At 40.4% G+C, this 17,836-nt stretch carries 22 protein-coding genes, 1 tRNA gene and 1 riboswitch; of the genes, 7 read left to right on the top strand and 16 right to left on the bottom strand.

Annotation, left to right across the window (positions count from 1 at the left end; genetic code table 11):
• Positions 1-40: 40 nt before the first annotated feature.
• Entirely contained in the window at positions 41-526 is a 486-nt protein-coding gene (locus E0H94_RS12940) for a tRNA (cytidine(34)-2'-O)-methyltransferase (RefSeq protein WP_131326896.1), read from the top strand.
• Between the two features lie 24 nt (positions 527-550).
• Here E0H94_RS12940 and E0H94_RS12935 read toward each other — a convergent pair whose 3' ends face one another.
• Positions 551-937 (bottom strand): winged helix-turn-helix transcriptional regulator, encoded by a 387-nt coding sequence (locus tag E0H94_RS12935; protein ID WP_131326895.1) that lies wholly within the window; start codon positions 935-937, stop codon positions 551-553.
• 181 nt (positions 938-1,118) lie between these two features.
• Between E0H94_RS12935 and E0H94_RS12930 the strand changes: the two genes are divergently transcribed.
• Both E0H94_RS12930 and E0H94_RS12925 read left to right on the top strand, forming a co-directional pair.
• Positions 1,119-1,835, top strand: coding sequence for an SDR family NAD(P)-dependent oxidoreductase (locus E0H94_RS12930; RefSeq protein WP_227548629.1), 717 nt, complete (start codon positions 1,119-1,121; stop codon positions 1,833-1,835).
• A 72-nt stretch (positions 1,836-1,907) separates the two neighbouring features.
• Positions 1,908-2,462, top strand: coding sequence for a flavodoxin family protein (locus E0H94_RS12925; RefSeq protein WP_131326894.1), 555 nt, complete (start codon positions 1,908-1,910; stop codon positions 2,460-2,462).
• A 48-nt stretch (positions 2,463-2,510) separates the two neighbouring features.
• Here E0H94_RS12925 and E0H94_RS12920 read toward each other — a convergent pair whose 3' ends face one another.
• The 6 genes from E0H94_RS12920 to rpoD form a co-directional block, all read right to left on the bottom strand.
• Entirely contained in the window at positions 2,511-3,905 is a 1,395-nt protein-coding gene (locus E0H94_RS12920; RefSeq protein ID WP_131326893.1) for an APC family permease, read from the bottom strand.
• 243 nt (positions 3,906-4,148) lie between these two features.
• Positions 4,149-5,333 carry an iron-containing alcohol dehydrogenase gene (locus E0H94_RS12915; RefSeq protein WP_131326892.1) on the bottom strand — a complete coding sequence of 395 codons (1,185 nt, stop codon included), beginning with the start codon at positions 5,331-5,333 and terminating at the stop codon, positions 4,149-4,151.
• Between the two features lies 1 nt (position 5,334).
• On the bottom strand, positions 5,335-5,868 hold the full coding sequence (locus E0H94_RS12910) for a hypothetical protein (protein ID WP_116759881.1): 534 nt from the start codon (positions 5,866-5,868) through the stop codon (positions 5,335-5,337).
• A gap of 81 nt (positions 5,869-5,949) precedes the next feature.
• Positions 5,950-6,612: a lipoyl(octanoyl) transferase LipB gene (lipB, locus tag E0H94_RS12905; RefSeq protein WP_131326891.1), complete on the bottom strand. Its 663-nt coding sequence runs from the start codon at positions 6,610-6,612 to the stop codon at positions 5,950-5,952.
• Positions 6,613-6,745: 133 nt separating this feature from the next.
• Positions 6,746-7,033 (bottom strand): YbeD family protein, encoded by a 288-nt coding sequence (locus E0H94_RS12900; RefSeq protein ID WP_131262727.1) that lies wholly within the window; start codon positions 7,031-7,033, stop codon positions 6,746-6,748.
• A 122-nt stretch (positions 7,034-7,155) separates the two neighbouring features.
• On the bottom strand, positions 7,156-9,045 hold the full coding sequence (rpoD, locus tag E0H94_RS12895; protein WP_131326890.1) for an RNA polymerase sigma factor RpoD: 1,890 nt from the start codon (positions 9,043-9,045) through the stop codon (positions 7,156-7,158).
• Positions 9,046-9,473: 428 nt separating this feature from the next.
• Here rpoD and E0H94_RS12890 point away from each other — a divergent pair, with 428 nt between their 5' ends.
• Both E0H94_RS12890 and E0H94_RS12885 read left to right on the top strand, forming a co-directional pair.
• Positions 9,474-9,683 (top strand): PA3496 family putative envelope integrity protein, encoded by a 210-nt coding sequence (locus E0H94_RS12890; RefSeq protein ID WP_016165788.1) that lies wholly within the window; start codon positions 9,474-9,476, stop codon positions 9,681-9,683.
• 68 nt (positions 9,684-9,751) lie between these two features.
• A complete protein-coding gene (locus tag E0H94_RS12885) occupies positions 9,752-10,276 on the top strand; it encodes a YecA family protein (RefSeq protein WP_116759871.1) in 525 nt (174 codons plus the stop codon).
• 152 nt (positions 10,277-10,428) lie between these two features.
• Here the strand turns inward: E0H94_RS12885 and E0H94_RS12880 are convergent, their stop codons facing one another.
• From E0H94_RS12880 to E0H94_RS12870, 3 genes are all read right to left on the bottom strand, one after another.
• Positions 10,429-10,848 carry an ABZJ_00895 family protein gene (locus E0H94_RS12880; RefSeq protein ID WP_131326889.1) on the bottom strand — a complete coding sequence of 140 codons (420 nt, stop codon included), beginning with the start codon at positions 10,846-10,848 and terminating at the stop codon, positions 10,429-10,431.
• Between the two features lie 23 nt (positions 10,849-10,871).
• Entirely contained in the window at positions 10,872-11,495 is a 624-nt protein-coding gene (locus tag E0H94_RS12875) for a DedA family protein (RefSeq protein WP_131326888.1), read from the bottom strand.
• 138 nt (positions 11,496-11,633) lie between these two features.
• Positions 11,634-12,566 (bottom strand): rhodanese-related sulfurtransferase, encoded by a 933-nt coding sequence (locus E0H94_RS12870; RefSeq protein ID WP_131326887.1) that lies wholly within the window; start codon positions 12,564-12,566, stop codon positions 11,634-11,636.
• A gap of 204 nt (positions 12,567-12,770) precedes the next feature.
• Between E0H94_RS12870 and E0H94_RS12865 the strand changes: the two genes are divergently transcribed.
• Both E0H94_RS12865 and E0H94_RS12860 read left to right on the top strand, forming a co-directional pair.
• Positions 12,771-13,256, top strand: a complete 486-nt coding sequence (locus E0H94_RS12865; protein ID WP_131326886.1) for a DUF1289 domain-containing protein — start codon at positions 12,771-12,773, stop codon at positions 13,254-13,256.
• 44 nt (positions 13,257-13,300) lie between these two features.
• Positions 13,301-13,912, top strand: a complete 612-nt coding sequence (locus E0H94_RS12860) for a LysE family translocator (protein WP_131326885.1) — start codon at positions 13,301-13,303, stop codon at positions 13,910-13,912.
• Positions 13,913-13,968: 56 nt separating this feature from the next.
• Here E0H94_RS12860 and ribB read toward each other — a convergent pair whose 3' ends face one another.
• The 6 genes from ribB to E0H94_RS12830 all read right to left on the bottom strand — a co-directional run bounded on the left by ribB (position 13,969) and on the right by E0H94_RS12830 (position 17,677).
• Positions 13,969-14,628, bottom strand: a complete 660-nt coding sequence (gene ribB / locus E0H94_RS12855; RefSeq protein ID WP_131326884.1) for a 3,4-dihydroxy-2-butanone-4-phosphate synthase — start codon at positions 14,626-14,628, stop codon at positions 13,969-13,971.
• A gap of 105 nt (positions 14,629-14,733) precedes the next feature.
• A riboswitch (FMN riboswitch) is annotated at positions 14,734-14,885 on the bottom strand.
• Between the two features lie 201 nt (positions 14,886-15,086).
• Entirely contained in the window at positions 15,087-15,467 is a 381-nt protein-coding gene (panD, locus tag E0H94_RS12850) for an aspartate 1-decarboxylase (RefSeq protein WP_016165796.1), read from the bottom strand.
• Positions 15,468-15,611: 144 nt separating this feature from the next.
• Entirely contained in the window at positions 15,612-16,193 is a 582-nt protein-coding gene (pth, locus tag E0H94_RS12845) for an aminoacyl-tRNA hydrolase (protein ID WP_131326883.1), read from the bottom strand.
• Positions 16,194-16,212: 19 nt separating this feature from the next.
• Positions 16,213-16,509, bottom strand: a complete 297-nt coding sequence (gene rplY / locus E0H94_RS12840) for a 50S ribosomal protein L25 (protein WP_131326882.1) — start codon at positions 16,507-16,509, stop codon at positions 16,213-16,215.
• 103 nt (positions 16,510-16,612) lie between these two features.
• Positions 16,613-17,566 (bottom strand): ribose-phosphate pyrophosphokinase, encoded by a 954-nt coding sequence (locus tag E0H94_RS12835; RefSeq protein WP_116759853.1) that lies wholly within the window; start codon positions 17,564-17,566, stop codon positions 16,613-16,615.
• Positions 17,567-17,602: 36 nt separating this feature from the next.
• Positions 17,603-17,677, bottom strand: a tRNA-Gln gene (locus E0H94_RS12830).
• Positions 17,678-17,836: the final 159 nt, after the last annotated feature.

Here is a 17,836-nt window from a genome sequence, read left to right as displayed (position 1 = left end):
CAATTTTTGTGTTAGTCATATTATTAAGTAGAGAAATGCTGTGATCCATGTTGTTTTATACGAGCCTGAAATTCCTGCCAATACAGGAAATATCATTCGTTTATGTGCCAATACTGGAGCGCAGTTACACTTGGTTAAACCTTTAGGTTTTGAGTTGGATGATAAAAAACTCAAACGTGCGGGTTTGGACTATCATGAATGGGCACGCATGCAAATTTGGGACAACATTGAACAATGTCTTGAATTTTTGGCAACGCAAGGTGTGGATAAAGATGCCATCTATCCTTTAACCACTAAAGGGACTGAGACGCCACATACTTCTGATTTGAATCGACCAGTTGCATTATTAATGGGACCAGAAACACGTGGTTTACCTGAACATGTGCGTTTAATGTTTCCACAGCAACATTGGATTCGTTTACCCATGGCAGCCAATTCTCGCAGTTTGAATTTATCTAATGCCACTGCGGTAATTGTCTATGAAGCATGGCGTCAGCAAGGCTTTAAGCAACTCGCAAAAGAATAAGCTAACTAAAATGGCGGAGTCGATTTAAACCGACTCTGCTGGTTCTTGGTGCTGATCAAAACCCTGTCTTGATTTTAAAACTTTCCCCATATTGGCTTCGACCCAGTCTTTCATTTGATAGGCATTTTGCGCAAAATCTTTGCCTATTTCTGTCAGTGCATATTCAACGCGGATGACATTGTCTTCGTGAATAGTGCGCGTTAAAAACCCATCGCGTTCTAATATTTTCAATTTTTGCGAGAGTACTTTAGGTGAAATTCCTAGGATATTTTTTTTCAATTCGTTGAAATGCTGAGATTCCTGATCCAGCGTATATACAATCAATAAGATCCATTTATCTGCAAATTTTTCAAAAAAAAGTCGTGCAGGACAATCAGGATGAAAAATATTAAATTTCAGTGGCTTGTTCATAAATTACCGACCTCATTGCTTACATTCTGCCACGTTAAATATCAATTTCTATACCAGTTACCATGCGGTAACTAATTGATACTAGGTTTCAGAAGTGTATCATAGGTGAATGAAGATTGCGCTACTGTTATGAATAGAAGCTGTATTGCGATCACCAATCATTTTTGGGATGGATCATGCAATGAAAGTTACAAATGCCGTTGTTTTTGTTACAGGTGCTAATCGCGGGCTAGGTTTGGCAATTGCACGTGAAGCACGTAAACAAGGCGCAAAAAAAGTATATGTCGCCATGCGTCAAGTAGCAGGGTTTCAAGAAGAAGGTTTAATTCCTGTGCAACTTGATGTGAATGATGAGCAATCTATCCAGCGAGCAGCGCAAACCTGTGCTGATACGAATATATTGGTAAATAATGCAGGTATTGCACTGTTAAATACGCATCCAGTAGATGCCAATATTATTGATACAACCCATAAAATTTTAGAAACCAATTTGTTTGGCATGATGCGGGTCACACAAATATTTTCGCCTATTTTGCAGCAAAACCAACAGGGTTATGTGGTGAATATTTTGTCGGATGTCTCTTGGGAACCGAGTACCTCATTAACAGGTTATGCAATTTCTAAAGCGGCTGCGTGGTCTTATACCAACTCCAGTCGCCAATGGTTATCACAGTTTCATATTCAGGTGATGGGAGTGCATGTTGGGTTTATTGATACCGATTTAACACGGGGTTTAGCTATTCCGAAGTTTACTCCTGAGTTTGTTGCAGAACAGATCTTTGCAGGGATTCAACAAAATGCTTATGAAGTGCTGGTGGGGGAGAAAACCCAAAGTTTAAAACAAGGCTTGAGTGATGTCGTGGCAAGTTATGTCAAACTCGAACCCGATCAGATTTAGTGAAAAGTAATTATGTGGCTTCATCATTGTATTGAAGTCTCAAAATGTTTGATTTAAATAGAGGAAAACAAGATGTCTAATGTTTCGGTGGTTTATTTTTCTGGTTATGGTCATACCAAAGTGATTGCACAAACTTTTGCTCAGGAAATTTCAGCAAATCTAATTGAAATTGATGCAAATGGTGATATTCAAGAACAGGATTGGGTGACACTCGATCAATCGGATGCGATTGTATTTGGTGCGCCGACCTACATGGGAACAGCACCTTGGCAATTTAAAAAGTTTGCTGATGCAACGTCAAAAAAATGGTTTACTCGCGCATGGCAAGATAAAATTTTTGGTGGATTTACCAATAGCGCCAGTTTAAATGGTGATAAACAGGTCACGTTAATTCAGTTACAAACCCTTGCTTCCCAGCATGGGGGAATTTGGGTGAGTTTGGGTTTATTGCCTGCAAATAGTAAATCAGCGACCCGTGAAGATGTGAATAATTTAGGTGGTTCAGTTGGTTTATTGGTCCAAACACCTTCAGATGCCAGTGTTGATGAAATTCCTAGTGGTGATCTCGAAACGGCAAAGGTTTATGCACAGCGAATTGCCACGATTACCAACAAGTTTTTGGCATAAACCAACATAAAAAAAGACGCATGATGCGTCTTTTTTTATGCATGAAAATTAATGATGATCATCAAATTCATTATGTTGCGGAGCAGGTTGTTTAAACCCTTTGGTTTTATAACCTAGGTATAAAATACCAAACATTGCCCACCACAAACCATATTTCAAAGCAGTTTCTTCAATTTCAAGCCACATGGCAAAAATGCTGAGGAAACCAAGCATTGGAATAACCACGAAGTTCATAATTTCTTTGGTTGATTTTGTGCGACCATCACGCAGTGCATAACGTGAAATCACCGATAGATTCACAAAAGTAAATGCGGTTAAAGCGCCAAAACTAATCATTGAAATCACAATATCAAGGTCCATAAAGCCTGCTGTTAAAGCCACTAAACCGACAATCAAAATATTGTAAGACGGGGTATATGTTCTTGGGCTGATATGACCAAATACTTTTTTATTGATGACGCCGTCACGACCCATCACATACATTAAGCGTGATACACCCGCATGTGCAGAAATACCCGATGCCATTACCGTCACAATCGCAAAATACAATACTGCTGTTTTGAAGGCGACACCACCTACAGCTTGCAAGATATCTGGCTGAGTTGCAGCGACATCTTCAAAGTAAGTTTTTGGATCATTCGGGAAGTAAATTTGCATGAAATAGGTGCTGATGATGAAAATCACACCTGCAAATAATGCCGTCATGAAAATAGCTTTAGGTAGCGTTTTTTCAGTGTCTTTGGTTTCTTCTGCCAGCGAACTTAAAGAGTCAAACCCTGTGAAAGAGAAGCAGAGTAACGTTGCACCTGTAATTAATGCACCAACAGTGGTCATCTCGTTCCAAAATGGTTCAAGGCTCCAAAGCTGATATTTCGCATTGATCAGAGTGCCATCTGCATTCACACCACCAGCCAGTAATTGATACACCATCCATGTAAAGTATGCAATTACCCCCAACTGAACGAAAACAATCAGACTGTTAAAGTTGGCAACAAAACGCGCACCGCGTAAGTTTACCCCTGTCATCATTGCAGTAAGACCAACAACCCAAACCCAATGGTTTACATCTGGGAATAAGGCCTCTAAATAAATTACTGCCAGAACAATGTTGACCATTGGCGATAATAGATAGTCTAACCAAGATGACCAACCCACCATAAAGCCGACATTCGGGTGAATGGATTTTTGGGCATAGGTATAGGCGGAACCTGAGGATGGGTAGCGACGGATCATGTGTCCGTAACTAATAGAGGTAAATAGAATCGCAACCAAGGCAATAATATAAGAGGTTGGAACATGATAATGGCTTTCTTCAGATACTAAACCAAAAGTATCAAACAAGGTCATTGGCTGAATATATGCTAGGCCAATAATGACGATGTGCCAAAATCCAAGCGTTTTTTGCAGTTTAGCTGCCGATTGAGTCCCAGAGTTATTTGTCAACGGCGTTATCCTCTTAATCGTTGATCAAGGATCAGTCATGTTTATAAGGATCGTTTGAGACGAACGATCCCCCCTACGAATAAAATAAAGTGCGCCAATTTATCCTAAACTGATGTCACTTGTCAGTATTTTTGTAGAATTTTTAGCAAATTCTCTGCCAAATAGGTAAAAAATAAATGACCAATGTGTCATTTATGAAAAAGCCTGATGTTAGAACATCAGGCTTCATTATTTATTGCATTTTTACCATGCTTTTTGAAGAATGGATCTTAAGTCTTCAAAAGATGCTTCCTTTGGATTATAAATGATGGAGCCATCATTTAAGGCTTTTTCGGCCACTTCATCCAGTTGAGCTTCGGTGACTTTGCCTGTTTCTTGTAGTGTTCTTGGCAGTTTGGTCAGACTAAACAAACGATCACGCATGGCTTGAATAGTCGAGATGGCTTTATTTGCACGTAAATGTGCTGGTGTTTGCGCATAAATATCGGCTCCTGCAAGCGGAAGCAGTAAGTCTGCAATTTTATCGCCATTTACTTCTTTGTTGTATTCCAATACATAAGGCAAGAAGAGATTCATGCATAGACCATGGGGCAGGTGAGCTACAGCACCGAGTGCATGTCCTAAAGAATGAACCAGACCGACCATAGAATTAGAGAAGGCAATACCGGCCATAGTAGATGCTTGCGCCAATTCTAAACGACCTTGTGAATCATTCTGGTTATCTAAAACATTAAATAAATTAGCGCTAATTTTTTTGATTGCAGCCGTTGCATAGGCATCACTGATTGGGTTGGCTGCCATGCATGTATAGGCTTCAATGGCATGAGTGAGTGCATCCATTGCCGTCATCGCGGTTAAATGCGGTGGAAGGGTAAGCGTCATACGCGGATCAAGAATTGCAGCATGTGGCATCAGGTAATATGAAGCAAATGCCATTTTTACATTCTTGGACGTGTCGGAAACCACTGCAACCATGGTCACTTCAGAGCCTGTACCTGATGTGGTTGGAATCACAAAGAACGGTTTTAATGGCTTAGGTAAGTTGTGTGCGCCTGAATATTGCAGTAAATCATCACCGCCTTCACTGACCAAAATATTGGTTGCTTTAGATGTATCAATGACTGAACCACCACCAACAGCAATAATCGCATCACATTGGTTTTCACGATATAAAGCTGCGGCACGACGGACGGTATCTAAGCTTGAATCAGGTGGAACATCATCAAAAATACAGCCAATTACTGCATCGGTCGATTCAAAAGCCGCTTCAATGGGTGCCAATAATTGGTTACCACGCACGCCTTTATCGGTGATGATCATGGGGCGTTTTGCACCCAATGTAGCAAGTTCAAAAGGAATGTGCTCTAACGCGGCATTACCCGCAATCACTTTAACTGGGCAAAAAAATTCGTAATAAGGCTTTGCCATGTTATGCGCTCCGTTTGAAATATGATTGAGCCACTTTAAGATAAATATTGGCTGCGCCTGTAAGCTTTTCTTTTAGGCTAAGTTCGTGTGGGTATTGTTTGACTGCAAGTTCAGCCAGTAATTTAGGTAAAATCAATGCTTCCATTTTATTCAAGCAACGAACCAAACGAATGGCATAAGATAAATCACCATCGGCAATCATTCGGTCATTGGCAAATGCTTGAGCGGTACTTTCTTGAAAAGAAAAGACTAAAAAAGCATGACTGAGATGTTTGAAGGTAATGGTGAGGTCTGGTTTTTGCTCAGTGTCGTTTAATAATAACAATTGATGATTATCGGTGACTTTGGCAATAAAAGCAGGACCATGTGGGAATACCTTCATGGACAATACGAAATTTGCAGGAAATTTTGCGACTTCCTGCTTAACTTCATCATCCACCTGACTTGCCATAACCAATCCTCTGCCAATCACATCCATCATGAGTTTGACATAGGCGAGCTGTAAAGCAGGTTTTACTGATTTATTTAAAATCACTTGCTTATCCCTGAGTTTAAGAGTCTTTTGTTTTATTTAGAGTAAATACTCTAATTTATTTCACTATATAAAGTAAAGTGCTTATTGTTGAACAATTTGAACTTTATTAAAGTACCCGCTGTTTTGTAAAGTTTCAATGATATCGACGCATAAGTTTTCAAAACTTGGCGGGTTTTGTTGAATCAAGTCATGCATGCGTACCATTTCTAGGCCTGAATAGCCACATGGATTGATGGTGTGAAAACCAGCTAAATCACAATTAATATTGAGTGCTAGCCCATGATAACTGCGCCCACGACGAATTTTAAACCCTAAAGATCCTATTTTGCGCTCGTTTACATAAACCCCAGGTGCATCGGGTTTGGCATAGGCGTTAATCCCGTATTTATTCAGTAACTCAATCATCAAGTTTTCTGCATAGGACACAAGGGTGCGCACATTCCAACCGAGACGATTGAGATCAAACATGAAGTAAGCCACCAATTGACCTGGGCCATGCCATGTCACTTGCCCCCCTCGATCTGTTTGTACTACAGGAATGTTGGAAGGAATTAAAATGTGTTCTGGTTTGCCTGCTTGACCTTGAGTCAGTACATCTGGATGTTGTAATAACCACAGTTCGTCAGGCGTTTCTGCATCACGCTGTTCGGTCAATTGTTTCATGTCCTGAAAGCGATCGGCATAAGGGGTAAGCTGATTAAATTGACGAATGATTAAAGTGGGTTTGAGTACAGCATCAGTCATGTCGACAGCACCCTTAATAAGATTTGAATGTGAGTTAAATTATAAGCTGAGCAGAGTTGGATAGGGAGATATATCTGAAATGGAATAAAAATTGATATAAAAAAACACGCAATTCGCGTGTTTTTTTGAGTACTTATAGTGCAGTCTTAATTAATGGGCAAGCCGCAAGATCTGCATATAACTGATGGACTTGTTCTAACTCTTCAAAGCGTAATTGTGCAGTGAGAGAGTGATATTTACCTGTACGTGATGGTTGTACTTGGATCGAATCACCATCAAATTCAGGGAAATGTTTCACTAAAATTTCAACCACTGCTACATGTAACTCAGTGCCAGCAAGACCAATGAGTTTAATCGGGTAGTCCATAGGAAACACCCAAAGATGTTCTTGTAATTCACGTGATGGTGTGCGGTCTAACATGGTCATGAGCGTCAGTCCCCCTTATTTTAAACGCCTGCGAAATTGCAGGCGTTAGGTGTTGCTCTTAAATACATAATGGAGACTTTTGGTTAAATTTCAAGTCTCCATCGTATCGTTATAAATTAGTCGTTTTCTAGGAATGAACGTAAATGTTCAGAACGAGAAGGGTGACGTAATTTACGCAGTGCTTTGGCTTCAATCTGACGAATACGTTCACGTGTCACGTCAAACTGTTTGCCCACTTCTTCCAATGTATGGTCGGTTGGCATATCAATACCAAAACGCATTTTCAAGACTTTTGCTTCACGTTCAGTCAAGTTTTCAAGCACTTCACGGGTTGCTTCTTTTAAGCCTTCTGAAGTTGCAGCATCGACAGGTGACGTGATGTTGCTGTCTTCAATGAAGTCACCCAAATGCGAATCTTCATCATCACCAATTGGCGTTTCCATAGAAATCGGTTCTTTGGCAATTTTGAGGACTTTACGTACTTTAACTTCGTCCATTTCCAGACGTTCACCTAATTCTTCAGGTGTAGGTTCACGACCCATTTCTTGAAGAAGTTGACGAGATACACGGTTGATCTTGTTAATGGTTTCGATCATGTGTACTGGAATACGAATGGTACGTGCTTGGTCCGCAATTGAACGAGTAATCGCCTGGCGAATCCACCATGTTGCATAAGTTGAGAACTTATAACCACGACGGTATTCAAACTTGTCGACTGCTTTCATCAAGCCGATGTTACCTTCTTGAATCAAGTCCAAGAATTGTAAGCCACGGTTGGTATATTTTTTCGCAATGGAAATTACCAAACGAAGGTTGGCTTCAACCATTTCCTTTTTCGCACGACGCGCTTTTGCTTCACCCACAGCCATACGTTTAGAAATGTCTTTAATGTCTTTTACATTCAAGTCCAATTCTTTTTCGATGTCGGCAATTTTTTGTTGGAAAGCAAGTACATCAGGACGTACTTTTTCTAAATGCGCTTTATGCTCAGCTGGCGCTTTGGCAATTTGTTCATCTAACCAAGCAAAGTTTGATTCTTGACCTGGGAACGATGTACGGAATTGAGTACGATCCATACGGCCGCGACGAACTGCGTAGCGCATCACTTCACGTTCAGAGGTACGAATTTGGTCGTGAGTGCCACGAATCATTTCTGAAATGATATCAAATAGACGCGGAGTGAATTTGAACATCATAAACACAGTTGCAAGGGCTTCAAGTGCCTCTTTAGCTTCGTCGCTATTACGACCATGTTTAGCAATTACGGTTTTGGTTTGTTCCCAAGCATTTGACAGTTCTGAAAAACGTACTTTTGCGACTTCAGGGTCTGGGCCAGAATCACCTTCAGAATCATCATCACTTTCAGACTCTTCGTCTTCATCTTCGTCATCAAGTTTGACATCTTTGGTTGGCTTGCTTGAAGCCTCTTCATCATCTTCAATATCTTCAGATTCTTCTTCCAAGACTTCTGGAATGTCTTCATCGGTTTCAGGGTCTAAATAGCCTGATAAAATATCTGCAAGACGACGTTCGCCTTCTAGAAAATCATTATATTCTTGTAAAACAACTTCAACTGCATTTGGCCAGTAGGCAATAGAATGCAGAACATCGCGAATACCTTCTTCGATACGTTTCGCAATGCTAATTTCACCCTCACGGGTTAAAAGCTCAACAGTACCCATTTCACGCATGTACATACGTACAGGATCTGTGGTGCGGCCAGGTTCGTTTTCTACAGAGGCCAGAACGGCAGCAGCTTCTTCTTCTGCAACCTCATCGGCAGCTTCTGCATTGTCTTCGAACATTGTATCGTCAGATTCAGGTGCACGTTCGTGTACAGGAATACCCACGTCTTGAAGCATCTGAATAATGTCTTCAATTTGTTCGCTTTCAGTAATCGAGTCTGGGAGATGATCGTTAACCTCAGCATAAGTTAAGTAACCTTGCTCTTTGCCTCGGCTAATCAGAGCCGCTACTTGCGAAGTAGGGGAAGTCATATCGCTCATCTTTGCTTACTCTTGGTTGAATCTGTGACTGTGAAAAACCGTGCTGGATAGCGCAGTTTGCTTCATAAACTTATCTGTAAATTGCCAATGTATCTCATCAGGAATAATCAGCAAATAAGCCGCCTGATAAAATATTTAATGTAAATTTAAGGATAAAAATGGGGGTGAATTTGTTATTTTCAAGTTCATCCCTCGCGTTCGTCAGTTCAAAATCCAAAATTTGGAATCAAAAACATGTTGGATTTGATATTAAAAATATCACAAAACTAAAAGACGCAAGGTGGATTATATCATGCCACAAAAATTGGTTAAAAATAAAGACCAAAATTCAAATAAAATGCAATAATTTTAAATAAAGCTTGACAAGATTTCGGAAGAACGATAAATAGCGCCTAGACCCATTATATTTTTATTCTGAGGTAGTTTGAGTGTCTTCAACAGATTTTGAATTAGATGATAACTACGGTGATGATGACGTCAATTTTGACGAAGCATCAGGCAAGATTAGCGCAAAAGAGTCGCTGGAAAAACGTCGATTAATTGATGACTTACTCGCACAACGCCGTTTAGAGCGCGAGTTAAAAGATTTTGATTACGATATAGACGATGACGACGATTTCGATGATGAGGATGATTAAAACTCACGATGAGAATCGTGTGTTGAAAATGTTATGATACGTCTTACAATTTTAAGCTTGGATATAAAATGAGTGCTTTAGATTTAGACCTATTGAGTGAATATCTAGATGGTGACCAAAATGAGCATGGTCTAGATTTCGCAGCGACTCATGGTTTTTTATGTGCAATTGCTGTTGGTCCGCAATTTGATCGCTGGTTAGATGAGCTTTTTGAAAGTAATCAGAAAAAAGTTCCTGCTGAAATTATTGCACAAGTCAAATCTTGGCTAGACAGTATTCGTCAGAATTTGGCGAATGAAGAAGGAATTGAATTTCCTTTTGAAATTGAAGAAGCTGATGTGGAATCAAGTTTAGGTGACTGGAGTGTTGGCTTTGTCGATGCGATGTTCTTAAATGAAGAAGCATGGTTTGCGCCAGAATACGAAGAACAATTGGTTGATTTAACTTTACCAATCATGGTGTTCAGTGGCATTGATGACGAAGATCCACAAATGGAATCTTTCCGTCGCAATGGTCAATTAATGGATGAATTGGCGGAAGAAATTCCAGACAATTTAAATGAAATTTATTTAATGTACCACACACCAGCGTGATGTTGCATCTTGCGCTGCTACAATTGCGGCTCATGTATCACACACCAAATTAATCCTATAGTATTAAAAGAAAAGCACCGTCAGGTGCTTTTTTTACGTTAATTATTGCTGGAATTCATCTCATTCATTTTGAGTTTAACGCGAAGGGAGTGTTACATGAGGTGCTGTTTTCTTGCGATAAAGTTTGCATACCAACCATAGGCAAAATGAAAAATGACAGCATGAACTGCAATTAAGCACAGCATGATGAGTGCTGAAAGACCGAGTCCGGCTTCATCCGCAGCTTTTAAAATTTGTTCTGCATTGGGGTTCATCAGTACTAAAAAGAAGACAAAAAAACTGGCAATGATAATGGCAATGGCACTACAACCCCAAACCAATTGAACTTTTTCATCATTACTTGGTAAGCGGTGTTCTTTTTTGACAAAATGACTCGCATTCAGCAAAGCTGAAGCGATTAAGGCAGGAATTAGTGTGATTCCACCTAAATGTAAACCAAAAATTAGAATAGCCGCGAGGATCACTAAGGCGATACTGTAAATTGCAGCAAAATGTTTTAAATAATGCTTCATGTAAATCCTTAAATTAAATGTGCTTAGTTTTTGAAATTGCGCCTTTTTCTCTGATATCGTCGATAGAAAATCCATAAAATAATGAGCAGGGCAATACCAAGCATCACATAGCCCACTTGGCTAAAAATTTGATGCATGAGTGCTTGATTTTCACCGAAATAGAAGCCTACGCAGGCTAAGAAACTGGTCCAAATAATGGTACCTAAGCTGCTGTAGAACATGAATTTCCAAAATGGCATTCGGCTCATGCCTGCAGGAATACTAATCAGAGAACGGACAGCAGGGACCATACGACCAAAAAAGACGATACGGTGTCCATAATGTTCAAACCAGTCTAAAGCAGTTTTGACATCGCTTGATTGAATAAAGAAATATTTGCCATATCGGTCAACGAAACGAAAGATGGTTTCATGATTAAATTTATAACCAATCCAATATAGAACTGCCGCGGCAACTAAAGAGCCTATACAACCCGCAATAATCACACCGATGAGCAGTAGTTCCCCACGTGAGGCGGAATAACCTGCGGAAGGCATAATAATTTCGGAAGGTACAGGGGGGAAAATATTATCGAGGAACATCAAGAGGGCAATCCCGAGATAACCCAGTTTCTCCATAATGGAGATAATCCATTCTGTCAGGTTCATATACGTTTATGAAAGTGAAGACAATTTATCCTAGTAGGATTTGAAACAGTGGTAAAGCTTTGTTTTGTATTTGTTTGCCTTAGTCTAAGGGTAAAAAAGCCTCCGCGAGAGGAGGCTTTTTAAAATATCGAGAAATGATTACAGACGTTTACGTTTTGCCGCCGCAATTTGAGATTGGCGCATACGGAAACCATCTTTTTGCTTTTCAGTGGTTTTGTCTACGCAATATTTACAAGACACGCCATGTTCATAACTTGGCTCTTCCACTTCAGTTGGAAGTAATGGCCAACCACATGCGTGACATTTAATGTTTTGACCTTCTTCAACACCGTGAGTCACCGCTGTACGACCATCAAATACAAAACATTCGCCTTCCCACAGGCTGTCGGAAGCAGGGGTTTCTTCTAAATATTTTAAAATACCGCCTTTCAGGTGATACACCTCTTCAAAGCCTTCTTGTAAAAGCAAAGAAGTCGACTTTTCACAACGAATACCACCCGTACAGAACATTGCAATTTTCTTGTCTTTATGTTGAGCGAGATTTTGCTTTACGTAGTCTGGAAATTCACGGAAAGTCTCGGTTTGTGGGTCGATTGCGCCTTTAAAAGTACCAGCTTTATATTCGTAATCATTACGTGTATCAATCAGAATCACGTCATCACGTGCAATTAGATCATTCCATTCTTTAGGGTCTAAGTAGTGACCGACCAAATCACGTGGTTTAACTTCTACACCCAGAGTGACAATCTCTTTTTTTAATTTGATTTTCATTTTACGGAATGGTTTTTCAGAGCTGGTTGACTCTTTATATTCCATTGCGTTAAAGCCTTCATTTAAAAGAAATTGATGTATAGCATCAATTGCTACACGGTCACCCGCAACGGTGCCGTTAATTCCTTCATCTGCAACAATTAGAGTACCACATAGGTTGATAGAGTTTACCAAGTCTAAAAGACGCTGTTGTAAATCAGCAGAATCTTGAACTTCTTTGAATTGATAAAGTGCGGCAACAACCCAATCAGCGGTCGCTTGCTGTTCTACAGGTGCAAGCTGTTCTACAGTAGCGTTCATGGAGTACTCCAAATGTAAACGATAGGACAAAATTTAAGGCGCATATTTTAGCGCGAATTACTGCAATAAGCGAGAAAACCCGTCAAGAATTATGGTTTTTAAATTCGGTGAGAAACGGTATGATGCTTAAGCAACTTGAATTGAAAATTGATGGAATTAAATTTTGTTTTATAGTGTTTATCTATATGATTTTAGGAGTTTATTTTGAGTAATGATCGTCGAATCGCTTCACTCACGCCATGTGCAGGGCGTTGTTCTACGGTCTTTGGTGATGCAGTTTGTCGTGGATGTCGTCGTTTTAATCATGAAGTCATTCAGTGGAATACTTATTCAACAGTACAGCAAAATGCAGTTTGGATTCGTTTAGATGCTCAATTGGATCAGATTCTAGTTCCCATGCTACCCTTTGCAGATTTACGACACGTCGAAGGTTTTGTCTTGTCGAAGCGAGTACGGTTACGACTAGAAGCCTCGAAAGGACGTAAGTTATATCATGCCCTGAAAATTTGTGAAAAAAACAAAAATTTTACTCAAGAGAGTGGTTTAGGCATTACTGAACATCAAGTGAAAGGTTTGTGGCAAGAGTTTGAGCGTCGTGTGTTGGCATTGGCGACAGCAAGTTATGATCTGGCATTTTTACGTGCTGATGGAATTAGTCATAGCTTATTACGTGATGATGAAGAAGATTAAAACGCGCGCTTTATTTTAATTTTTATAAAAGAAAGTAATAACTTGTGAATTATATTGAATACTTTTTATATTGTTTTGCCGTTGTGATTATGATCGCCACACCTGGGCCCGTCATGCTATTGGTGGCAAGTGCGGGTTTAAAAGGGGGCTATCGTAGGGCTTTACAGACCATTTTTGGTACGAATTTGGCTTCTCTGGTACTCATTGCTGCTTCGATTGCGATTCTAAAAGGGTTCCTCACGATTAGTGAGCAATGGTTTAATGTGGTTAAAATTTTGGGCTGTCTGTATATTGTTTATTTGGGTATTCAAATTTTAAGAGAAGTTTGGCAGGGCGACGTTGGCACAGAGAGTGCTTCGGGTACAGTTGCAAATGGTGGATTTAAGCAAGGTTTTCTTGTTGCTATTTCAAATCCTAAAGATATTATTTTCTTTGCGTCTTTTTTCCCACAATTTGTACAGATTACACCAAATTTAAATTTGAGTTTAAGTATCCTGACTGTAAGTTGGATTGCACTTGATTTTGCGACACTTTCTTGTGTGTATTTAATGTTTAATCGCTTTTCACGTTCCAAGATGTATCAGCATCTATTGGCTTGTTGTGGCGTGATTTTAATTGTTGTCGCACTTTATGGTATTTATGCCACATTGTTTTAAATGTGATTCTTGATCAGATTTAAAAAGTCCCAGCATGAAGACTGGGACTGTGTTATTTATACGTGATGAGTTAAGCGATATTGCACCAGTTCTTCAATGGTAATGACTGTAAGTTGATGTGTTTCTGCATAAGCCAAAACTTGAATACCAGAAGCCATGCTACCATCTGGATTAGTCAATTCGCATAAAACTCCAGAAGGTTTCAGTCCCGCCAAACGGGCAAGGTCAATTGTCCCTTCTGTATGCCCACGACGACTGAGGACACCGCCATCACGCGCACGTAATGGGAATACATGACCTGGACGGTTCAAGTCACTGGCTACTGCACCAGTACGTGTTGCTGCTTGAACTGTAGTTACACGATCTTGTGCAGATACACCAGTAGTTACTCCTTGAGCAGCTTCAATGGTGACTGTAAATGCGGTTTTAAATTGGCTTGAATTGTCACTGACCATAGGAGGCAAGTCTAAATGATCTGCGAGCTCGTTGGTGAGGCATAAACAAACAATGCCAGAACCGTCAAGAATCATACGAGCCATGGTTTCGACCGTTAATGTTTCTGCTGCAATGATTAAATCAGCTTCATTTTCACGATCAAAATCATCCATCACCAAAACAGGTTTACCTTGGCGAATGTCAGCTAATGCTTGTTGAATACGCTGTTCTGCTGGGGGAAGTGCTGAAAAAAAGAGTTCTGGTTGAATTAAACTAGACATTGAAACGCTCGCGTAAGTTGAAGATACGGTTGAACATTTCAGGACTTTGAAAAATTGGCGTAGCAATAAATGCTCATAGGCTTGCACCTGAGACTTTATTGGTCACGTCGTCTTCTTTCATCCGGACTATACCGTCGGCTTTGGCTTTGAACCAAATCTGCATGTAGTTTTAAGGCTACACGCTCGTGGGCTGGTTCTTAGTGTTAGATACTAGAACTTACCACCGGTGGGGAATTACACCCCGCCCTGAAGCGATGTGCTGCTAGTATAAACTTTTTTACAGAAAATGTGATATTTCATCTAACTTTAGCATCATCATTATTTCTGACAATGATTGCAATAAATCTGCTAAGTATATTGAGAAGGGTAGTGGCGAATGTAAAGAATGAGAATTGTACGTAGATTTTTAGATATGTTCGGAAGAAAAAAGCCCGCGATTTGCGAGCTTCTTATTTATCTTATGCCACTTGAACTGGAATACAGTTTGCAGTGTGATTGACTGTATTGTCCGGGTTAGCATAGACCAAGCGAGGTTTGTGCGCATTGGCTTCTGCTTCGGTAAATGCACCAAAAGTTGCAATGATCACAAGATCACCAACATCTGCTTGGTGAGCAGCACCGCCATTCACAGAAATAATACCTGAATTGTCTTCACCACGAATTGCATAAGTCGCGAAACGTTTACCATTGGTCACGTTCCAAACATGGATTTCTTCGTATTCACGAATACCAGCTAAATCCATTAACACACCATCAATTGCACATGAACCTTCATAATGAAGTTCAGCATGGGTAACTACAGCGCGGTGAATTTTGCATTTTAGTAAACGAGAAAGCATGGCGAGCGTCTCCTGAGTGGACCTAAGACCTTTATCTTTTGTTTGAATCAATCGCTTCTTACAAGATCAGTAATCGGCAAAAAACGCATTTTGCTCTGAAATGAACAACATGGCAAGAAAGATTGTTCAACAATTCAAATAAATTCAGTTGGGTTTATAAGCATTGATTTGATTCATTGCCTGCTGAATATCACCATTCACGAGTAACTTGAGTCGTGATAGTGCATGATCGATTGCATCATCCATTAAACCTTGTTCACTGCTTGGCGCTTTGTTAAGCACATGTCCAGAGACACGTTCTTTAGAACCAGGATGACCAATACCAATACGTAGACGATGAAAATTTGGACCAAGATGTGGAACAATGTCACGCAATCCATTATGGCCACCATGACCGCCGCCAGTTTTGAGGCGAATGACACCAGGATTCATATCAAGCTCATCATGTGCAATTAACATTGCTTCAGGCGCAACTTGATAAAACTTGCAGAAAGGAACAACACTTTTGCCTGAAAGGTTCATAAAGGTTGTAGGTAAAAGCAGACGAACGTCTTGACCTTCGATATTACCACGACCACTTATTCCAAAGAATTTAGGGTCAGCTTTTAATGTAATGCCATATTTTTCTGCAATGCGTTCTACAAACCAGAAGCCTGCATTATGGCGGGTTTGGGCATATTCCTTTCCAGGATTACCCAAACCAACAATTAGCGATATATTAGCCACTAATTACACCATTCAACACTTATGCGCGTTTGAAGTCAGCGTGCATAGGTGTGTTTTTAGCTGGGTGACGTTGTAACGCTTGGATTTTAACGTTTTCAACTTTGTCACCAACATTGATTTCAACAACTTCTTCAAAGAAAGCGTTGTTTTCTAAAGCTTTAACAAGCTCACGAAGTTCTAAAGTAACGGCTACAGGTTCAGCGTTACCACCGTAGATGATTGCTGGAACTTGTGCAGCGTGACGAAGGCGGCGGCTCGCACCTTTCCCTTGGTTAGCTGCTTCACGTGCTTGTGCATTGAATACGAAGTTTGCCATGATAGACATCCTTAATTTAAGTTTATTAAATAAACTAGATCTGCGACCGACCTAGTGAGACAAAGCCCTGCACTGGGCAGGGCTTTGGAATTTTAGCGCTATATTATAGATAACTATCGAACATTGCGCTAATAGATTCTTCGTTGTTAATACGACGAATGGTTTCAGCAACCATACTGGCAACCGAAACTTGGCGAATCTTACCAAGCTGTTGTGCTTCTTCAGAAAGCGGAATTGTATCTGTAACTACGAGTTCGTCGATGACAGAGTTTTTCAAATTCTCAATGGCTTTACCTGAAAGTACAGGGTGAGTTGCATAGGCAACCACACGGCGAGCACCAAAAGTTTTCAGTGCATCAGCAGCTTTACATAAAGTACCCGCTGTATCAACCATGTCATCAACAATGACACAATCACGACCTTTCACATCACCAATCAAATGCATCACTTGTGATTCATTCGCTTTTTGACGACGTTTATCGATAATCGCAAGGTCAATATCACCCATTTGTTTAGCAACAGCACGAGCACGAACTACACCACCAACGTCTGGAGAAACAACCATGAGGTTGTCATGAGACTGTTGGCGTAAGTCAGCAAGTAATGCTGGAGTGCCATAAATGTTGTCTACGGGGATATCGAAGAAACCTTGGATTTGGTCTGCATGTAGGTCGATCATTACAACACGGTCAATACCTACAGTAGTTAGCATGTCTGCGACAACTTTTGCAGTGATTGGAACACGAGATGAACGAGGACGACGGTCTTGACGGGCATAACCGAAGTAAGGAATGACAGCAGTTATACGACCAGCACTTGCACGACGTAAGGCGTCTGCCATCACTAAGATTTCCATAAGGTTATCATTAGTAGGCGCACAAGTAGGTTGTACGACAAATACGTCTTTACCACGAACATTTTCAGTGATTTCTACAGCAATCTCACCATCAGAGAAGGTTGAAACTGAAGCAGCACCTAAAGGAATGTGCAAATGGCTTACGACTTTTTGAGCGAATTGTGGATGAGCAGTTCCACTAAAAACGACAAGATTGGGCATGAAGCACCCTTGGCGGTTGGTATGTTTGAAATTAGATGGCAGGGGCGGCTGGATTCGAACCAACGGATGGCGAGATCAAAACCCGCTGCCTTACCACTTGGCGACGCCCCTAATGCGGCAGAACTTTAATATTTTTGCGTGTTCATGTCAAGGTAAATTAACAAGAAGATGCAAACTGTTGTTCTGTCTTTTAAACTTGAAATTGGCAGGGGCGGCTGGATTCGAACCAACGGATGGCGAGATCAAAACCCGCTGCCTTACCACTTGGCG

It is taken from the genome of Acinetobacter sp. ANC 4173 (assembly GCF_004331255.1).
In the GTDB taxonomy this organism is placed as follows: Bacteria; Pseudomonadota; Gammaproteobacteria; order Pseudomonadales; family Moraxellaceae; genus Acinetobacter.
Note: the sequence above shows the minus strand (reverse complement) of the source record. Positions and strands in the feature narration are given on the sequence as shown.